This is a genomic window from Corynebacterium sp. P4-C1 (assembly GCF_030503595.1).
Taxonomy (GTDB): Bacteria; Actinomycetota; Actinomycetes; order Mycobacteriales; family Mycobacteriaceae; genus Corynebacterium.
Map to the genome: position 1 here is coordinate 1,138,495 of NZ_CP129966.1, position 16,051 is coordinate 1,154,545.

Consider the following 16,051-nt stretch of genomic DNA (forward strand, 5'->3'; position numbering starts at 1 on the left):
CTCCCATCTCAGGATTCACCAACTGGTCAGCACAGTTACAGCAGCTCGACGAGGAACGGCAGCTCAGTCGGATCGTAGAAGGCCAAGTAGTTGTCCTGCGCATCGCCCACGGCGAGCTCGGCGTCCTGGTCGCCGAGATCGGCAGCGTCGATAAGCTCGGTGGCCCGCTTCGTGGCCTCCTCTGCGTCGGCGATGTCCACGTGGATTGCGGCGACATCCTCGAGGGAGACGGGAACGGAGAGCTTGACCACGGACTCCCCCATTTCCGGTTCCGCGGCGGCCTCGACATCGGCGGAGATGACCACGCGGCGGTGCGGGAAGTCCGGCTCATCGCCGATGGCCAACAGGCGGAGGGAAGCGAGCGCGGCATCGTCGAACGCGACGGCCTCGATCTCCTCTTCGTCGCCGGAGGTGAAGAACTCGGTGAGAGCCGGCGTGGCGGCAAAGCCCCAGCCGCCGCGGGCGTGGACGGTGCCGTCCGCGTCGAGTTCCTTGAGCATCGCGAACGTGGCGGGAATGTAGACGCGCACTAGAACTCGCCCTCGATGCCGAACAGGGACTGGATCTCGACGGCGGTGCGGTCGAATGCAGTGTGCAAGATGCCGATCAGGCCGGCCTCGACTGCCCCGCGGACGTTGAGGATGTCGTCGTCGATCATGGTGCACTCCTCCAGCGTCAGCCCGAGGGCATCGGCCGCCGCCTGGAACGCCGCTTTTTCCGGCTTCTCCGCGCCGATCTCACCGGAGAGCACGACAGCGTCGACGTGGCCGCGGAATTCCCACTCACGGATCTGGTCAGCGTCGGGCCCGCCCGGGTCATTCGACAGGATCGCAGTCTTGACGTCGTGGGCCTTGAGCTCCGCTAGCAGTGTGTGCCAGCGCTTGATGTCCTCCGCGTCCGCGTCGAGCACCCCGACGTAATCAATGATCAAACCCTGCATCAACGACCCCGTTTCCTCGTTTCGTTCTTCGCTGCCCACCCGGTGTCTACTGAAGTAGACACCGGGTGACCGATTTTTCCGGACAACCAGTCCGAATCCTGGCACAATACTACCTAGCCCACGCCGCGTCCGCCCCCGGGGTGAGCGGCCGCGACACGCTCGCCGGCCGCCTGCACAACGGAGGCCTCCACTTGAACACGTATTACCCAGTCCCCGGCCACACGCACCTGAAGGTGCTACTGCCCGCCCCGGACAACCGCGCCGCCCCACCGGCACCGTTCATCGGGCCGTCCGGCGACACACCGACGTTCTCCCCGCTGATCCGCATGGCGCTCGACGCCGCATTCGGCATCCGGGACATCAAGACGCTGCAGAAGCGCGCATTCGCCCCGATGGTGCGCACCTATGTGCGCGCCCGCCGCACCGGCGGGCTGCCGCCGGGCATTGTGCAGGTGTCCAGCAGCCGGAGGCGCGGCCAGGAGTACTACGGCACAGCCGAGTCCGAGGGCGAGCGCTACGCCTGGGTCGCCCGCGTCAACGCGAACAGGCTCGTGTCCTTCCGGGTTCTGTGAAGGACACGAGCCTGTAGCCGGACTCCAGCCGGGACTACGCCTGCGCGGTGCCGCTCTCCGGCTGCTCCTGCTGATCGAACTGCTTGCGCAGCATGAACAGCTGGCGGACCGTCTCTTCCTTCACGCCATCGTTCATGGCATTGAACATGTCGCCGCCTTCCTTCTGATACTCGACCAGCGGATCGCGCTGAGCCATCGCGCGCAGGCCGATGCCCTCCTTGAGGTAATCCATCTCGTAGAGGTGCTCGCGCCACTTGGTGTCGATGATCGGCAGAATCACCATGCGCTCCACATTGCGCATCTGGGCTTCGCCGCCGATGGCGACGACGTTCTCCTCGAGCTTGTCGTAGGAGCTGTGGGCGTCGTCAAGCACGGCCTGGCGCAGCTGGCTGGAGGTGAGCTCGCCCGGGGAGCCGTACTCGGAGCCGTCGATAAGCTCTTGCGGAGTGATCGTCGGCCCGTACAGCGAGTCGAGTGCATTCCACAGCTCCTCGAGGTCCCAGTCCTCGACGTAGCCGTCGAAGGTGGCGCCGTCAACGTACGCGCCGATGGTGTCGTCGATCATGCTGCGGATCTGGTCCTTGATGTCCTTCGACTTCAGGATCTCCAGGCGCTCGCGGTAGACGACCTTGCGCTGCTCGTTGAGCACCTCGTCGTATTTGAGGACGTTCTTGCGGGTCTCGAAGTTCTGGTTCTCCACCTGAGACTGGGCGCCCTTGATGGAACGGGAGACCATGCCCGCCTCGATCGGGACATCATCCGGGACGTTGAGGCGGTTCATCATGTTCTCCATGGACGCGCCAACGAAGCGGACCATCAAGTCGTCGCGCATGGAGAGGTAGAAACGGGTCTCACCCGGATCACCCTGACGGCCGGAGCGGCCGCGCAGCTGGTTATCGATGCGGCGGGACTCGTGGCGCTCGGTGCCGATGACGTAGAGGCCGCCGGCCTCACGCACCTGGTCGCCGAGTTCCCTGGAGCGCTCCTTCGCCTTCGGCAGCTGCTCGTCCCACGCTTCCTGGTACGCCTCTTCGTCCTCGAAGGGGTCGAGGCCCTGCTCCTGGAGTTTCGCGTCGAGCAGGACTTCGGGGTTGCCGCCCAGCACAATGTCGGTGCCGCGGCCGGCCATGTTCGTGGACACGGTGACGTTGCCCGGCAGGCCCGCCTCGGCGATGATGCGGCCCTCTTCCTCGTGCTGCTTCGCGTTGAGGACGTTGTGCTTGATGTGCTTGCGGGTCAGCAGCTGGGACAGGTACTCCGAGCGCTCCACGGAGGTGGTGCCCACCAGAACCGGCTGCCCCTTCTCCACGTGCTCGGCGATGTCTTCCGCCACCGCGGCGAACTTGGCTTCCTGGGTCTTGTAGATCAGGTCGTCCTTGTCCTGGCGGATGTTCGGCTTGTTCGGCGGGATCGCCACGACACCGAGCTTGTAGATCTGGTTCAGCTCGGCCGCCTCGGTCTCGGCGGTACCGGTCATGCCGGCGAGCTTGTCGTAGAGGCGGAAGTAGTTCTGCAGTGTGACCGTGGCGAGGGTCTGGTTCTCGTTCTTGATCTCCACGCCCTCTTTGGCCTCGATGGCCTGGTGCATGCCCTCGTTGTAGCGGCGGCCCGGCAGAATGCGGCCGGTGAAGGAGTCGACGATGAGAACCTCGCCCTTGCGGATGATGTAGTCCTTGTCGCGCTCGAAGAGTTCCTTCGCTTTCAGCGCGTTGTTGAGGTAGCTCACCAGCTGGGAGTTCTCCGGCGCGTACAGGTTGTCGATGCCGAGCTGGTCCTCGACGAATTCCACGCCCTCCTCGGAGACACCGACGGTGCGCTTGCGCGTGTCCACCTCGTAGTGGATACCCTCGCGCATGCGCGGGGCGAGCTGGGCGAACACGGTGTAGAACTGGCTGGAGCCGTCGACCGGGCCGGAAATGATGAGCGGGGTACGGGCTTCGTCGATAAGAATCGAGTCGACCTCGTCGACGATGGCGTAGTTGTGGCCGCGCTGCACCATGTCGTCGACCGACTTGGTCATGTTGTCGCGCAGGTAGTCGAAGCCCAGCTCGTTGTTCGTGCCGTAGGTGATGTCGGCCCTGTAGGCCTGTTTGCGCTCCGGCGGGCGCATCTCGGACAGGATCACGCCGACCTCGAGTCCCAGGAAGCGGTGGACGCGGCCCATCATCTCCGCGTCGCGCTTGGCCAGGTAGTCGTTCACCGTGACAATGTGAACGCCCTTGCCTTCGAGGCCGTTGAGGTACGCGGGCAGCACGGAGGTCAGGGTCTTGCCCTCACCGGTCTTCATCTCGGCGACGGAACCGAAGTGCAGCGCGGCACCACCCATGATCTGGACCTTGTAGTGCTTCTGCCCCAGCACGCGCCACGACGCCTCACGGGCGGTGGCGAACGCGTCGAGAAGGATGTCGTCCATGCTCTTGCCCGACGCGAGCGCCTCCTTGAACTCGGCGGTCTTCGCCTTGAGCTCGTCGTCAGTCAACGCGGCGTATTCGTCCTCGAGGGCGAGAACGTCGTCCGCGATCTTGGAAAGGCGCTTGACTGTGCGGCCTTCGCCGGCGCGCAGCAGCTTGGACAGTCCGAACACGTTGTGCTTCCTTTACCCGTTGGATACATCTGTCGCGAGCGGAGAACTGCAATGAAGAAAAAAGAGACAGCCCTGCTCGTTATTCAAACCGCCATTGTACGCACGCACGGATTCAGAACCACTTTCAGGCGTGCTGTTGTCCTGCTAGTCGGCTGTGAAAATGCCGGAGCCCGTTTCCCGGCATCGCGCACGGGAAAACGGGCGGAAAGTTCAGCGGAGGAACGGCTCGGCTCCCCCGCGGCCAGTCACCTACTCGGCGTTGCCCTCCTCGGGGACCAGGGTGATCAAGCCATAGTCGTATGCGTGGCGGCGGTACACCACGGACGGACGGTCGTTCTCAGAGTTGATGAACAGGTAGAAATCGTGACCCACCAGCTCCATCTCGGACAGGGCGTCATCGACGCTCATCGGGGTGGCCGGGTGCTCCTTGGTGCGCACGACCTGGCCCGGAAGCTGCTCTTCGATCTGGCCCGCGTACGGGTCAGCCGTCGCCTCCTGCTCCTGTGCCGCGCGGGCCTGCTCAGCCTCAGCGGCGAGCTCGGCCGCGATCTGGCCGGTGGACTTCGGCTTGCGGTGGCCGCCCATGGAGATCTCGCGGCGGACCTTCACCTTACGCAGGGAGCGCTCCATCTTGCCCACCGCGGATTCGAGTGCAGCGTAGAAGCTGTCTTCCTTGGCCTCGGCGCGGGCGAGGTGGCCCTTGCCGGTGGCGGTGATCTGGATGCGGTTAGCCTGCGCTTCACGGCGCGGGTTCGGCTCGTGCTGCAGCTCGACGTGGAAGAAGGTCAGCGTCGGGTCAAGCTTCTCGATCTTGGCCAGCTTCCCGTTCACGCGCTCCTGGAAGTGCTCCGGGACTTCGACGTTTCGGCCCGTGATGGTCACCTGCGCGTTGGGGCTCAGGGCTTCGTTGTTGTGCTCGTTTGCAGAGGTCATCTGCTTTCCTCCTTCTGGTCGGACACGTCGAACGCGATGGCTCGCTCTACTTAGAATTATACCGCCTTTCATTCGCCCGTTTCCATGAGTTCACACGTTAGTAACGCGTCTTCTAGGCGGCGGCGAGAACGAGGCACGCCCGCACGTCGGCACCCCGAGCAAGCAGCTTTTCGACGCTCGCTTGGAGCGTCGCCCCCGTCGTCACCACATCATCGACCACGACCACGGGGCCGCGCGGAACTCCTCCGAGGAAGACATTGCCTTCGAGGTTGCGCCTGCGGCCGGCTTCATCGAGCCCGCCCTGGTCAGGTGTCCCCTCCGCTAGGCGCAGCACGTTGTGCACCCGGCGGCCGGAAAAGCCGCAGACCGCGGCCACTGGGTCGCCGCCGCGGGAGCGGGCCGACGACGGCCGCGTCGGGGCCGGCACCAGCGCTGTGCGGTTCGGCAGCTCCCCCGCCGCCTCGAGGTGAGACAGCGCGGCACCGAGCACGGCGCCGATGTCGCGGCGGACGGCGAGGTTGTTGCGCTCCTTCATCGCCAGGATCACTCCGCGGTGCGGATCGGAATACGTCCCCAGCGCGTACACCGGAGCGTGGACCGGAACGCGCGGGGAGACACGGAAGGGCGGCGACGCGAGCTGCTTCCGGCAGCGCCCGCAGAGTTTCTGCCCGGGTGCACGGCATCCGGCGCACTGGCGCGGGAAGAGCAGTTCGGCGATCACGGCCGCGGCACAACCGGTGCGGCGCGCACACCTTGCTGGCCGGGGACCTCACGCCAGTTCAGCGAGTCCCTCGTGGGCAGCGGCATGCGCATCAGCACCTTCGAATCGGTGATGTACATCATGTCTGCGGTGGCGGCGACCGCGACCACCGGGCCGCCGACATTCCCAGACGGCAACGCCGTCACCGTGGACCCGTCCTGCTCCACACGGACGATTGGGCGTTGGGTGGCGGACGTGCCCACGAGCAACGAGCCGTCCGGCTGCCAGTCCACGCTCACCGCGGCGCCGCCGAGTTCCGACTCCGCGTATTTGGCGGTGTTGACAACCGCACGCTGTCCGTTCTCGCGCCGCTCCACCACACCGACAACGAGATGGCCGTCGACGATCATGGCCACGCGCGCGCCACTGCTGGACAACCGCAGGACCGTGATCTCCCCGTCTACGTCCTCCGGCAGCTCCACCTGGACGCTGCTCACATTCACTTCTTCGGTCGCGGTGGAGCGCTCCGCGCGAATGACGCCCTTGCCGTCGGCGACGACCCACGCGGAAGCGTGGTCCGGTTCCAGCGTGGGGCGGGTGAAGCTCCCGGCGCGCTGGACTTCCTTGCTGCCGCTGTCCACGACTCCGAGGATCAGGGCCTGCTCGTTGTCGCTGACGTTGCTCACGGCGGCGTAGTTACCTTTGTCCCCGATGTCCACGGACGAGATGCTGCCTAGCTCCTTGAAGGATTCGACGGGCTCCACGACGGGTTCTTCACCGTCACCGAGGTTGGACAGGCTTGTCACTGCGCCGTCGCTGAGGGTGTACAGCTCCGGTCCACCATCGCGTGTCTTGACTGGGTCGAGGTCCCGGAACTCGTCGGTGGTCAGTTCGGTCTTCTCCCCCACCAGCGGCACGCCGTTGAGGGTGACCGGGTAGGGCCCCGGCACGCCGGCGGAGGCGAGGGTCCACACCACCTGCGCTGCGAAACGTGCGCGGGTCTTGTCGTCGGTGTCCGCACCTCCGGTGAAGCGGTACACGCCGTCGTTGGAGCCAGTGTAGGTCAAATCGGACGCAGCGGCGTTGGTCACTGCCGGGGCAATGACGTTCGACGGCCCTTCGATGAGCATGTTGAGCATCGCGTCCTCCCGCGAGACCCCTGCGGAGTAGACCCAACGGCGGTCGGGGGCTAAGGCTTGCCCTGTGGAATCGTAGAAGTAGACGTTGCGGGGCTCGTAGTGGTTGCGCAGCTCGATGCGGTCCACGACGACGTCGTTAGGCAAGCTCTCGATGCGCCACTGGCCGTCCTCTAAGACGAGCTCCATCGTGGCCTGGTACAGCTGGTTCTCGGGGTGGAAGACGCCGCCCGGGCCGAGACGGCCGATGATGCGGCCCTCCACCTGGTACGAGCGCTTCTCCTGATCCGTCATGGGGCGGGAGGTCAACTCGAATGTGTCCAGGACGAGGATGTCCTCGCTCGGCTCCCACGCCTGGCCCATCGGCTGAGTGAGGTACCGGCGCGCGGCCTCGTAGTTGACCGACGGGTTGGCGGAAGCGGCGAAGAACTCGCGCAGCAGCAGGTCCGGCTCCGCGTCCTTCGTCGGCTCCAAATCCAACTGCGGATCCGGCCGGCCCTCGAAAGTCTCGATCACATGCGGCTCGGTACTCGTGGGCAGCGTGGCACATCCCGCGGCGGAGAACAGCGCCACGGCGGAGAACAGCGACGCCACAGCGCGCGCCGTGTTCCTCTTCAACGGTCGACGGGAACCCATCATTGCTCGCGCTCCTTTTCATCCGGGGCGGCGGCTTCAGCACCGTGCGGCTCCTCCGCTTCGGCCGTGCCCGCGGATTCGGGGTCCTGCGGTATCTCCGGAGACTCCGGCTCCTCATGGCGGTTGGTGTGCACGAGCTCCAGCGCGGGTTGGTCCTCGGGCGCGCCGGGAGCGCGCAGCGGCAGCGGCGCCTTGGTGAAACCGACCTCCGGATCGCGCGGCAGCACGAGGCGGAACTGGGAGCCGACACCGGCGGTGCCGGCGGCATCGAGGGTGCCGTGGTGCAGCTGGGCATCCTCGCGTGCGATGGCCAAACCCAAGCCGGTGCCGCCGGAGTGGCGCTTGCGGGAGGAGTCGGCGCGCCAGAACCGGTTGAACACCAGTTCCTCCTGCCCCGGTTTCAAGCCCACGCCGCCGTCGGTGACAGTGATGGCCACGGCATCGTCGCTGGCGGCGAGCTCAACGCAGACGGGGTTGCCCTCGGAGTGGTCGATGGCGTTGGCCAGCAGGTTGCGCACGATGCGCTCGATCCGGCGGGCATCGCCGACCATCTGCACCGGTTCATCGGGCATGTCGAATTCGACGGCGACATCGAGTTCCTCGGCCAGCACGGATGTCTGGGCCCACGCGGACTCGACCGGCGAGCGCGCGTCCATGGTGGCGGAGGACAGGTCGGCCACGCCGGCGTCGTGGCGTGAAATCTCCAGCAGGTCTGCGAGCAGGGCCTCGAAGCGGTCGAGCTCGCGGATCATCAGCTGGGAGGCGCGCTGGGTGTGCGGCTCCAGGTTTTCCTCGTCTCCGGCGATCATGTCGGCGGCCATGCGCACGGTGGTCAGCGGTGTGCGCAGCTCGTGGGAGACATCGGAGGTGAACTGCCGCTGCAGGTCGCCGTACTCCTCCAGCTGGGTGATCTTGCTGGACAGGTTGTCGGCCATGTCGTTGAAGGACAGGGCCAGGCGCGCCATCTCGTCCTCACCCTCGACAGCCATGCGCTCACGCAGGTGGCCGGCGGCGAGGCGCTCCGCGATGCGCGAGGCGGACCTCACCGGGGCAACCAGCTGCTGCGAGGACAGCCATGCGATGCCCACGAGCAGGACGACGACCACGATGCCGGCGGAGGTGAGGAGGCCCCGCATGAGCGCGAGTGTCTGGCGCTCGGACTGCATGTCCATGACCAGGTAGAGCTGCAGCCCCTCAATATCGGAATTCGTCGGGGTGCCGATGATCAGGGCGTCGTAAATCCGTCCCCCGCTGTTGACGGGGTTGAACTGGTAGGCCACCTGACTCTGCCCGACGAATTCCACGAGCCGCGGCGGAATAGTGAAATCCTCCGGCGAAGTGATCATCCCGTTGCTCTGCGGCAGCACCAGCACGGGCTCGTAGGCGCCGGCGGCGGGCTGGTCCTGCTGGGAGCGCTGCGCCAGGGCCGCGCGGGCGGTGTTCAGGCGACTCTGCGGCGATGCGCCGGAGGCTGAAGTGTTGCGCAGCTGCTCCTCGACCGTGGCGCGGACGCGCTCGAGGTCATTCTGGGCGTTCTCGACCTTCAGGTTGACCAGGCGCTGCGTCACCACTGAGGCGAGCGCCAAGGCGAGCACGCCCATGACGATTGCGGAAACGATGAGCACTGTGCCCACGAACCGGACCTGCAGCGAGGTCCGCCACCGCTGGCCAAGGCTCTCCCTGGCCCGTCTGAGTGAGGTAGCCAGGGTCTGTTACACCCCCGACCGTCCAGTCTTGTAGCCCACGCCGCGCACAGTGAGGACGATCTCGGGGTTTTCCGGGTCATGCTCGATCTTAGAGCGCAGGCGCTGCACATGGACGTTGACCAAGCGGGTGTCGGAAGCGTTTCGGTAGCCCCACACCGATTCGAGGAGTTCCTCGCGGGTGTGCACCTGCTGCGGCTTACGCGCCAGCTCCACCAGCAGGTCGAATTCGAGCGGGGTGAGGTTGATCTCGGTCTCGCCGCGGGTGACGATGTGCTGCGGCACATCGATGGTGAGGTCCCCGATCTCCAGGATCTCGCTAGGCTCCTCGTTGGTCTGGCGCAGGCGCGCGCGGATGCGTGCGATGAGCTCGCGCGGCTTGAACGGCTTGGTGATGTAGTCGTCCGCGCCGGATTCGAGGCCCAGAACAACGTCGACGGTGTCCGTCTTGGCGGTGAGCATGACGATCGGCAGGTTGGATTCCTTGCGGATCTCCTTGCAGATGTCCACGCCGCTCATGCCCGGCAGCATCAGGTCCAGCAGGATCAGGTCCGGCTGGTAGCTGCGGAAAGCGGGGATGGCCTCGAGCCCGTCGACGACAGGCTTGGCTTCGAATCCCTCCGCCTCCAGCACAATTGTCAGCATCTCGGAGATGGCGGGGTCATCGTCCACGACGAGGATCTTGGGCATCATCGGTATCTCGGTGCTCCTTGCTGCGTTGCGTTACCGCACACGTTAGCTGGCGGGTGGACCCTAATGGGCCTTTACAGCTTGAATGATAGGTGCTGCCTCGGTCGCGCGGATCCACCGGCCCTCCCAGCTGGTGCGCGCCATGTCCTCGTAGGCGGCGAACGTCGCGTCCTGCAGGCTGGTGTCGCGTTCGTAGCGGTCGCGGGTGCGCGAGGCGTCGAGGCTTTCGCGTTTCGCGGCGCGTTCGCGGGCGGTCTCCGGCGCGGTGTCCACGAGGACTTGCAGGTCCGGCCGTGGCAGGCCGAGCCGGTCGAATTCGAGCTCGGCGACCCACGCGCGGTCGTCGATACGCCCCGTGCGCGCCGACGTGTACGCCGCATTCGAGGCGACATAGCGGTCGAGCAGGAGCACATCGCTTATCGACGCTGCCCAGAGCCCCAACTCCTCTTTCGCCCCGTACCGGTCGAGGGCGAACATGACTGCCATGCCGTGGGCGGATTCGGTGAGATCACCCATTTTCCCGTGCAGCGCGTCAGCGGCGAGCTGGGCGTGGAGGGACTCGTTGTAGCGCGGAAACGACATGGTCGCCACACTGTCGATCCCGTCGGCGGCCGCTAGTTCGCGGATCAGCTTCTGGACCAGTGTGTGCTTGCCCGCTCCGTCGATCCCTTCGAGAGCAATGATCATGGCGGCGCAGGCTTAGTAGCGGTAGTGCTCGGGCTTGAACGGGCCGGCGACGTCAACGCCGATGTACTCGGCCTGTTCCTTGGTCAGCTCCGTCAGGGTGCCGCCGAGACCTTCGACGTGGATGCGTGCCACCTTCTCGTCGAGGATCTTCGGCAGGCGGTACACCTGGTTCTCGTACTGGCTGTTGTTCGTGTACAGCTCGATCTGCGCGATGGTCTGATCGGCAAACGAGTTGGACATCACGAACGACGGATGGCCGGTGGCGTTGCCCAGGTTGAGCAGGCGCCCCTCGGAGAGCACGATGATGGAATTTCCGCTGGGCAGGGTGAACAGGTCGACCTGCGGCTTGATGTTCAGGCGGGTGACGTCCTCGCGGTGCAGCAGGGAGGCCATGTCGATCTCGTTGTCGAAGTGGCCGATATTGCCCAGAACGGCGTGGTCCTTCATCTTGAGCATGTCGTCGAAGGTGATGATGCCCAAGTTGCCGGTGGCGGTGATGATGATGTCCGCGTCCGCGATCGCGTCGTCGACGGTGACGACGTTGTAGCCGTCCATGAGCGCCTGCAGCGCGTTGATCGGGTCGGCCTCGGTGACGGACACGACCGCGCCCTGGCCGTCGAGGGCCTCGGCGACGCCCTTGCCCACATCGCCGTAGCCGCAGACGAGCGCTTTCTTGCCGCCGATGAGCATGTCGGTGCCGCGGTTGAGGCCGTCGATGACGGAGTGGCGGGTGCCGTAACGGTTGTCGAACTTGGACTTGGTCACCGCGTCGTTGACGTTCATCGCCGGGAACGGCAGGGTGCCTTCGTTGGCGAAGTGGTACAGGCGGTGGACACCCGTGGTGGTCTCCTCGGTCACGCCCTTGACGTTCTTGGCGGTCTCGGTCCACTTGGAAGCGTCCTCCGCCAGCGTCTCGCGCAGCATGGCGAAGAAGGCGACCTGCTCGTCCGAGTCGGTGTCGGACGCCGACGGGACCGCGCCCGCGTTCTCGAATTCCGCACCCTTGATCACGGCCATGGTGGCGTCACCGCCGTCGTCGAGAATCATGTTCGGGTAGATCTTCGCGCCGTCGCGCTCGCCCCAGCTGAAGATCTGCTTCATGCACCACCAGTACTCGTCGAGGGTCTCGCCCTTCCACGCGAACACGGGCACGCCCTTCGGATCCTCCGGGGTGCCGTCCTTGCCCACCACGATGGCGGCCGCCGCCGGGTCCTCGGTGGAGAAGATGTTGCAGGACGCCCAGCGCACCTCGGCCCCGAGCGCCGTCAGGGTCTCGATGAGCACCGCAGTCTGGGTGGTCATGTGGATCGCGCCGGCAATGCGGGCACCAGCCAGCGGCTGCTCCTCGGCGTATTCACGGCGCAGCTGCATCAGGCCCGGCATCTCGTGCTCGGCCAGATCGATCTGCTTTCGGCCTGCCTCGTGCAGCGACAGTTCGGCGACCTTGAAGTCCTGGCTGGCGTCCTGGTTCATGAACTCTTTCTCCTTGGTGGCGCGCCGCTTGGCACGCAGTCGAGGTGTTGGTGGTCGTTGGTGCGCCGTTGTCGGCGGCGCTCAATCGGCCCGGATCTGCGCCGGACCGGATACGGTAGCTAGCTTAAGCGGTTAAGCCGCACGGCTCAGGACAAGGCCTCGATGAACTGGTCGACATCCTGCTCGGAGTCGACGTCTTCGAGGATGGCCACCGCGGCCTCGACGAGTTTCTCGTCCACGTCGGCCGCGGCGGTGCGCAGGAACGGGTACGTGTCGGCTGTCTCGCCGGCACTGAACGGCGCTCCCGCCCAGATTGCGGCGATGGTGGCCGCGGCCTGGCCGTTCAAGAGTTCTTCCTCGGTGGCGTTGTCCTTGTCCATGGCCAGCAGGCACGCGTCGCGCACTGCTTCCACCATGTCCTCGTGGTCGAGGTCCGCGATGTCGTCGAGGAAATCGACGTTGGCATCCTCATTGAAGATGGCCATGTCCCAGGTGCTCACGCCGTTCTCCTTCCGGCTCGTCCTGCGTGTCCAGTGGTTTTCTGGGTGCTTGTTCCAGTCAGGTCCACTTCTACTGTCTCGCTGGCCGGATGTCCACCATGAGCCGGCAGCGAAGCCGCGCTCGGAACCCGCGCTCGGCGGGGACTGGACGGCCCCCGGGGTGGGGCGCGTCACAAATACCACCGCGGAGGGGCCCGCGCACAAATTTGAGGAATTGGGGGTGGTGCATCCGCCGAATCCCTGATAGCTTGTTACCGAGTTGTTATATGAGTTGCTATAACCGCCACATGAGGATCACACAGGACAGCCACGTGCGGTAGCGCAACCCGCTGCCGGATAGGGGAAGGAGATGCCGGAAATGGAATTGACTAACCGTCGCTTCGCCATTTACTTGGTCTCCGGCCTGTCCTTGGCCGTCGTCGTCGGCCTGCTGGTGTGGAAGGTCTCCGATTCGGGCGTGAATATTCACAGCCAGGAAACGGAGTTCGCCGGCCAGCCGGTCGCCGCGGCCGACTCGAGCTCGAATCAGACGTCCTCGCCGGAGTCCTCCAGCTCCGGGATGTCCTCCACTGAGAACCCCGACAGTGACACTGCGGCGGGGAGCGCAGACAGCGGCGACGGCCAGTCCGCCGGCGCCGTGAACGATCCGCTGGCCCCGCCGAACGCGAACTTGGACGGCAACCAAGGCGGCACCCAAGAGGCATCCTATTACCGCCCGACGAACGCGTCACCTGCTCCGCAGAACGCGCACAGCTCTGCCCCGGCGCAGACCCAGCAGCCGAATTCCGGCGGCTCCGCCAAGTCCACCGCACCGGGCGAGGCACCGCGTGCAACATCGCCGACGGTTGTCCCGCCGGAGCCGCAGGAGCCCTCCCGTCCGTCCCCGACCGGCCAAGCGCACAACAGTGAACAGGCACCGAAGCCGAACACCGAGGCCGAGCTGCAGAGTGGCTCTGAGATCGTCGAGGAAGCGCTGCAGTCCGGTAGGGAGGCCCTCGATGCGGCCCGGGAGGCTGCCGGCGGCGACGCGCAGCCGAAGAAGCGCCCCGAGGATCCGTTCTCCGCTTCCACGCGCGTGCCCGGAATTCCGGACGGGAAGGGCCAGGCCGCGGGCGAGGAAGCTCCGGCGCCGAACACCGGGCAGGACAATGCCCCGGTCGGCACCGAGGCCGCCGCCGAGCAGCCCGAAAGCTAGCGCGAAGTCACCCGCGCGTAGAACACCTCCGCGCCCGCCCCGTCGGCACTGTCGGCCAGACCCGCTGCCACGCGCGCATCCGGGTCGGAAGCGGGAATCCACGCCGCCTCACTCGGGCCCAATTCAAGCGGACCGCACGTGACGCAACCCGATGTGCACAGCACAATCGCCGGGCCGGAGCAGTCCGCGTCGAATCCGTCCCCGGCGGCAAGCTCGTAACGGGTGAGCCGGAAATCGCGGGCGGGCACGTCGAATTCGCACACGCCGTCGCGCACCCGGGCGTCCACCCGCGGATCGAGCAGCGTGGAGAAGTCCGTGATGCGCACCAGTTCAGGAACGTCGACGTGCTTGGTGGTCAGCCCGCCGCGGAGCACGTTATCCGAGTTAGCCATGATCTCCACGGCCATCCCTCCCACGTAGGCGTGCAGCCGCCCGGCACCCAAGTACAGCGCCTCACCGGGTGCAAGTTCCACGTAGTTGAGCAGCAGCGACGCCAGCACACCGACATCGCTGGGGTAGACCTCCGACAATTCCACGAAGCAGCGCGCGGCCTGGCCCATCCAGCTGGGGACGCCGGCAAAGGAACGCTTGTCGACGCTCCCCTTCACCCCCTCGATCACTTCCACCCGCTTGGCGCGTGGCAGGGAAATCCAGGTGGTGAACAAGGCGCGCAGCCCCTCTTCCTCGTTGTCCGAGTGGAGCATCGCCGAGTACCGGGTCAGCTCCGGGCAGTCGAGGTATTCGAAGAACTCGAGCGTCTGCCGCGCCGGCCGCAGCCCGGCCAGGGCCTTGAACCGGGTCAGGGCGACGAGCAGCTCTGGCTTGTGGTTGGGGTCTTTGTAGTTCCGTTCCGCGGCATCGAGCGCGATGCCGGCCGCGTTCTCCCCTTCAAAACCGGCGCGGGCTTGCGCCGCGGTGGGGTGCGCCTGGATGGAAAGCGGGCCGTCGGCGGCGAGAATCTTCAGCAGAAACGGCAGGGTGTCGCCGAATTCGCCGCGAACTGCTGCACCGAGCGCGTCGGCGGGGTCGTCCGCGATGACTTCGTCCAGCCCCACTCCCCCGACCGTGGCCGGTGCCGCCGGATGGGCACCGAACCACAGTTCGGCCTGCGGCGCCGCCGACGGGGATTCCTCCCCGCGCAACTCCGCTAGAAGGGTTCTCGATCCCCACGGATACGTCTGCATCGCCGGGGTGAGCAGCTCCACGTTTCTCGCCTCTTCTCTTCGTGCGTCCGCTTCGGGTTCTTCGGGTTCATCGGGTACGTCTGTGGTCTGTAGTCTCGAGCCCGCGGTCAGTCCGCGTGCAGCGCCGTCGCCGCCAGTCCGCGCACGATCAGGCGCAGTGCCGCGGCGAGGTCCCCGCCGGCCCCGTCTTCGGCCTCCCCCACATATTCTGCCCGGGCGCCGGGCAGGTGGGGCTCGCGCTGACCCCACACCACGGTCTTCACCGGCACTTGGGCTGGCGGCCCGTCAATGAAGGGGTCATAGAAGATATCGTCGGCTCCCCCAGCAGAGTTACCCGCACCGGCGCCACTGCCGGCGGCGGCCTCCAGTGCGGGGCCGAGATCCTCTCTGCCGACGAAGCCGCTGGGAATTCCGCGGGCGGACCACAGTGCTGCGACGAGCCGGGCGACGGCGGCGCCGGCGGCAGTGTAGCCGGTGTGGATTATCCGGGCGCCTTCGCTGAATTCGCGCAGCTGGCGCGCCAGGTTCACCGTCACCTCGCGCTCCGGGGAGAGTTGGCGGAGCTCCTCGTCGACGGCATCGGCCACGCCGTCGACAAGCGCGCTCGTGCCCGAAAGTGCACCGCACACCCCGATCACTGCGGCGATGGTGCGCAGCGGGGACGCCCCGTCCGCGGTCGGTGGCGCGGGCAGCACCACGGCGCCGCGCGGGGCGTCCTCCACCACGGGCCCGCCGGCGGGGCCGGCGAGGATCACCTCAGCACCGCGTCCGGCCACCGCCGAGACCTGGCGCACTGAGGTTTCCGCATCGGGGGCGTCGCCGACCAGCACCACCACATCGAGGGCGCCGACGAAATCAGGCACACGCCGGGTGACCATCACGGGCGCACGGTCGAATTCCACCAGCGCCACCGCGCACTCGGCCGCGGCTTCGGAGATCGCGTCGGTGGCCAGCACGACCACGCTGCGCGGCGAAGAGCCCTGCAGACGCTCGAGTATCCCGGCAGCCTGCGCCACTGCGCGGACGTGGGCACCTTCATGGGCGATGTCGAAGAAGCGCACCGCGTCCGCGTCGTAGTCGGCGGCGCCGTCGTAATAGCTCCGGTCCGTAGCCATGGC

General features: G+C 66.4%; 15 protein-coding genes. 2 read left to right on the forward strand and 13 right to left on the reverse strand.

Features of this window, described 5'->3' with window-relative positions; translation table 11 throughout:
• Positions 1-35 precede the first annotated feature (35 nt).
• Both QYR03_RS05425 and QYR03_RS05430 read right to left on the reverse strand, forming a co-directional pair.
• The gene (locus QYR03_RS05425; protein WP_301713251.1) at positions 36-530 is read right to left on the reverse strand and encodes a hypothetical protein; all 495 of its coding nucleotides are present in this window, start codon (positions 528-530) and stop codon (positions 36-38) included.
• Positions 530-940, reverse strand: a complete 411-nt coding sequence (locus QYR03_RS05430; RefSeq protein WP_301713250.1) for an HAD-IA family hydrolase — start codon at positions 938-940, stop codon at positions 530-532. Before QYR03_RS05430 ends, QYR03_RS05425 begins: the two co-directional genes overlap by 1 nt.
• 65 nt (positions 941-1,005) lie before the next feature.
• On the opposite strand from QYR03_RS05430, the gene QYR03_RS05435 reads away from it, so the two are divergent.
• Positions 1,006-1,512 carry a hypothetical protein gene (locus QYR03_RS05435; protein ID WP_301713249.1) on the forward strand — a complete coding sequence of 169 codons (507 nt, stop codon included), beginning with the start codon at positions 1,006-1,008 and terminating at the stop codon, positions 1,510-1,512.
• A 34-nt stretch (positions 1,513-1,546) separates the two neighbouring features.
• Here the strand turns inward: QYR03_RS05435 and secA are convergent, their stop codons facing one another.
• The 9 genes from secA to QYR03_RS05480 form a co-directional block, all read right to left on the reverse strand.
• Entirely contained in the window at positions 1,547-4,096 is a 2,550-nt protein-coding gene (gene secA, locus QYR03_RS05440; protein ID WP_301713248.1) for a preprotein translocase subunit SecA, read from the reverse strand.
• Between the two features lie 249 nt (positions 4,097-4,345).
• Positions 4,346-5,029: a ribosome-associated translation inhibitor RaiA gene (gene raiA / locus QYR03_RS05445; RefSeq protein ID WP_301713247.1), complete on the reverse strand. Its 684-nt coding sequence runs from the start codon at positions 5,027-5,029 to the stop codon at positions 4,346-4,348.
• A 112-nt stretch (positions 5,030-5,141) separates the two neighbouring features.
• Entirely contained in the window at positions 5,142-5,750 is a 609-nt protein-coding gene (locus tag QYR03_RS05450) for a ComF family protein (RefSeq protein WP_259849634.1), read from the reverse strand.
• On the reverse strand, positions 5,747-7,504 hold the full coding sequence (locus QYR03_RS05455; RefSeq protein ID WP_301713246.1) for an LpqB family beta-propeller domain-containing protein: 1,758 nt from the start codon (positions 7,502-7,504) through the stop codon (positions 5,747-5,749). The genes QYR03_RS05450 and QYR03_RS05455 overlap by 4 nt, the downstream gene beginning before the upstream one ends.
• Positions 7,501-9,102 (reverse strand): MtrAB system histidine kinase MtrB, encoded by a 1,602-nt coding sequence (gene mtrB / locus QYR03_RS05460; protein WP_301979005.1) that lies wholly within the window; start codon positions 9,100-9,102, stop codon positions 7,501-7,503. Before mtrB ends, QYR03_RS05455 begins: the two co-directional genes overlap by 4 nt.
• A gap of 111 nt (positions 9,103-9,213) precedes the next feature.
• Entirely contained in the window at positions 9,214-9,897 is a 684-nt protein-coding gene (gene mtrA / locus QYR03_RS05465; RefSeq protein WP_301713245.1) for an MtrAB system response regulator MtrA, read from the reverse strand.
• A gap of 60 nt (positions 9,898-9,957) precedes the next feature.
• Complete coding sequence (locus QYR03_RS05470; protein ID WP_301713244.1) at positions 9,958-10,581, reverse strand: dTMP kinase; 624 nt, start codon at positions 10,579-10,581, stop codon at positions 9,958-9,960.
• 12 nt (positions 10,582-10,593) lie between these two features.
• The gene (gene ahcY / locus QYR03_RS05475) at positions 10,594-12,054 is read right to left on the reverse strand and encodes an adenosylhomocysteinase (RefSeq protein WP_301713243.1); all 1,461 of its coding nucleotides are present in this window, start codon (positions 12,052-12,054) and stop codon (positions 10,594-10,596) included.
• 146 nt (positions 12,055-12,200) lie between these two features.
• Entirely contained in the window at positions 12,201-12,554 is a 354-nt protein-coding gene (locus QYR03_RS05480) for a DUF4259 domain-containing protein (protein ID WP_301713242.1), read from the reverse strand.
• Between the two features lie 358 nt (positions 12,555-12,912).
• Between QYR03_RS05480 and QYR03_RS05485 the strand changes: the two genes are divergently transcribed.
• Positions 12,913-13,749: a hypothetical protein gene (locus QYR03_RS05485; RefSeq protein WP_301713241.1), complete on the forward strand. Its 837-nt coding sequence runs from the start codon at positions 12,913-12,915 to the stop codon at positions 13,747-13,749.
• Here QYR03_RS05485 and manA read toward each other — a convergent pair.
• Together manA and QYR03_RS05495 are read right to left on the reverse strand one after the other, a co-directional pair.
• Positions 13,746-14,954, reverse strand: coding sequence for a mannose-6-phosphate isomerase, class I (manA, locus tag QYR03_RS05490; RefSeq protein WP_301713240.1), 1,209 nt, complete (start codon positions 14,952-14,954; stop codon positions 13,746-13,748). The genes QYR03_RS05485 and manA overlap by 4 nt on opposite strands.
• Positions 14,955-15,040: 86 nt before the next feature.
• Positions 15,041-16,048 (reverse strand): hypothetical protein, encoded by a 1,008-nt coding sequence (locus QYR03_RS05495; protein WP_301713239.1) that lies wholly within the window; start codon positions 16,046-16,048, stop codon positions 15,041-15,043.
• Between the last annotated feature and the right edge of the window lie 3 nt (positions 16,049-16,051).

Bases quoted from the DNA above. Each gene is read 5' to 3' on its own strand.
- QYR03_RS05495 (WP_301713239.1), bottom strand. From the start codon at position 16,048: ATGGCTACGGACCGGAGCTATTACGACGGCGCCGCCGACTACGACGCG.
- mtrB (WP_301979005.1), bottom strand. From the start codon at position 9,102: ATGGGCGTGCTCGCCTTGGCGCTCGCCTCAGTGGTGACGCAGCGCCTG.
- QYR03_RS05430 (WP_301713250.1), bottom strand. From the start codon at position 940: ATGCAGGGTTTGATCATTGATTACGTCGGGGTGCTCGACGCGGACGCG.
- ahcY (WP_301713243.1), bottom strand. From the start codon at position 12,054: ATGAACCAGGACGCCAGCCAGGACTTCAAGGTCGCCGAACTGTCGCTG.
- raiA (WP_301713247.1), bottom strand. From the start codon at position 5,029: ATGACCTCTGCAAACGAGCACAACAACGAAGCCCTGAGCCCCAACGCG.
- mtrA (WP_301713245.1), bottom strand. From the start codon at position 9,897: ATGATGCCCAAGATCCTCGTCGTGGACGATGACCCCGCCATCTCCGAG.
- QYR03_RS05470 (WP_301713244.1), bottom strand. From the start codon at position 10,581: ATGATCATTGCTCTCGAAGGGATCGACGGAGCGGGCAAGCACACACTG.
- QYR03_RS05485 (WP_301713241.1), top strand. From the start codon at position 12,913: ATGGAATTGACTAACCGTCGCTTCGCCATTTACTTGGTCTCCGGCCTG.
- QYR03_RS05455 (WP_301713246.1), bottom strand. From the start codon at position 7,504: ATGATGGGTTCCCGTCGACCGTTGAAGAGGAACACGGCGCGCGCTGTG.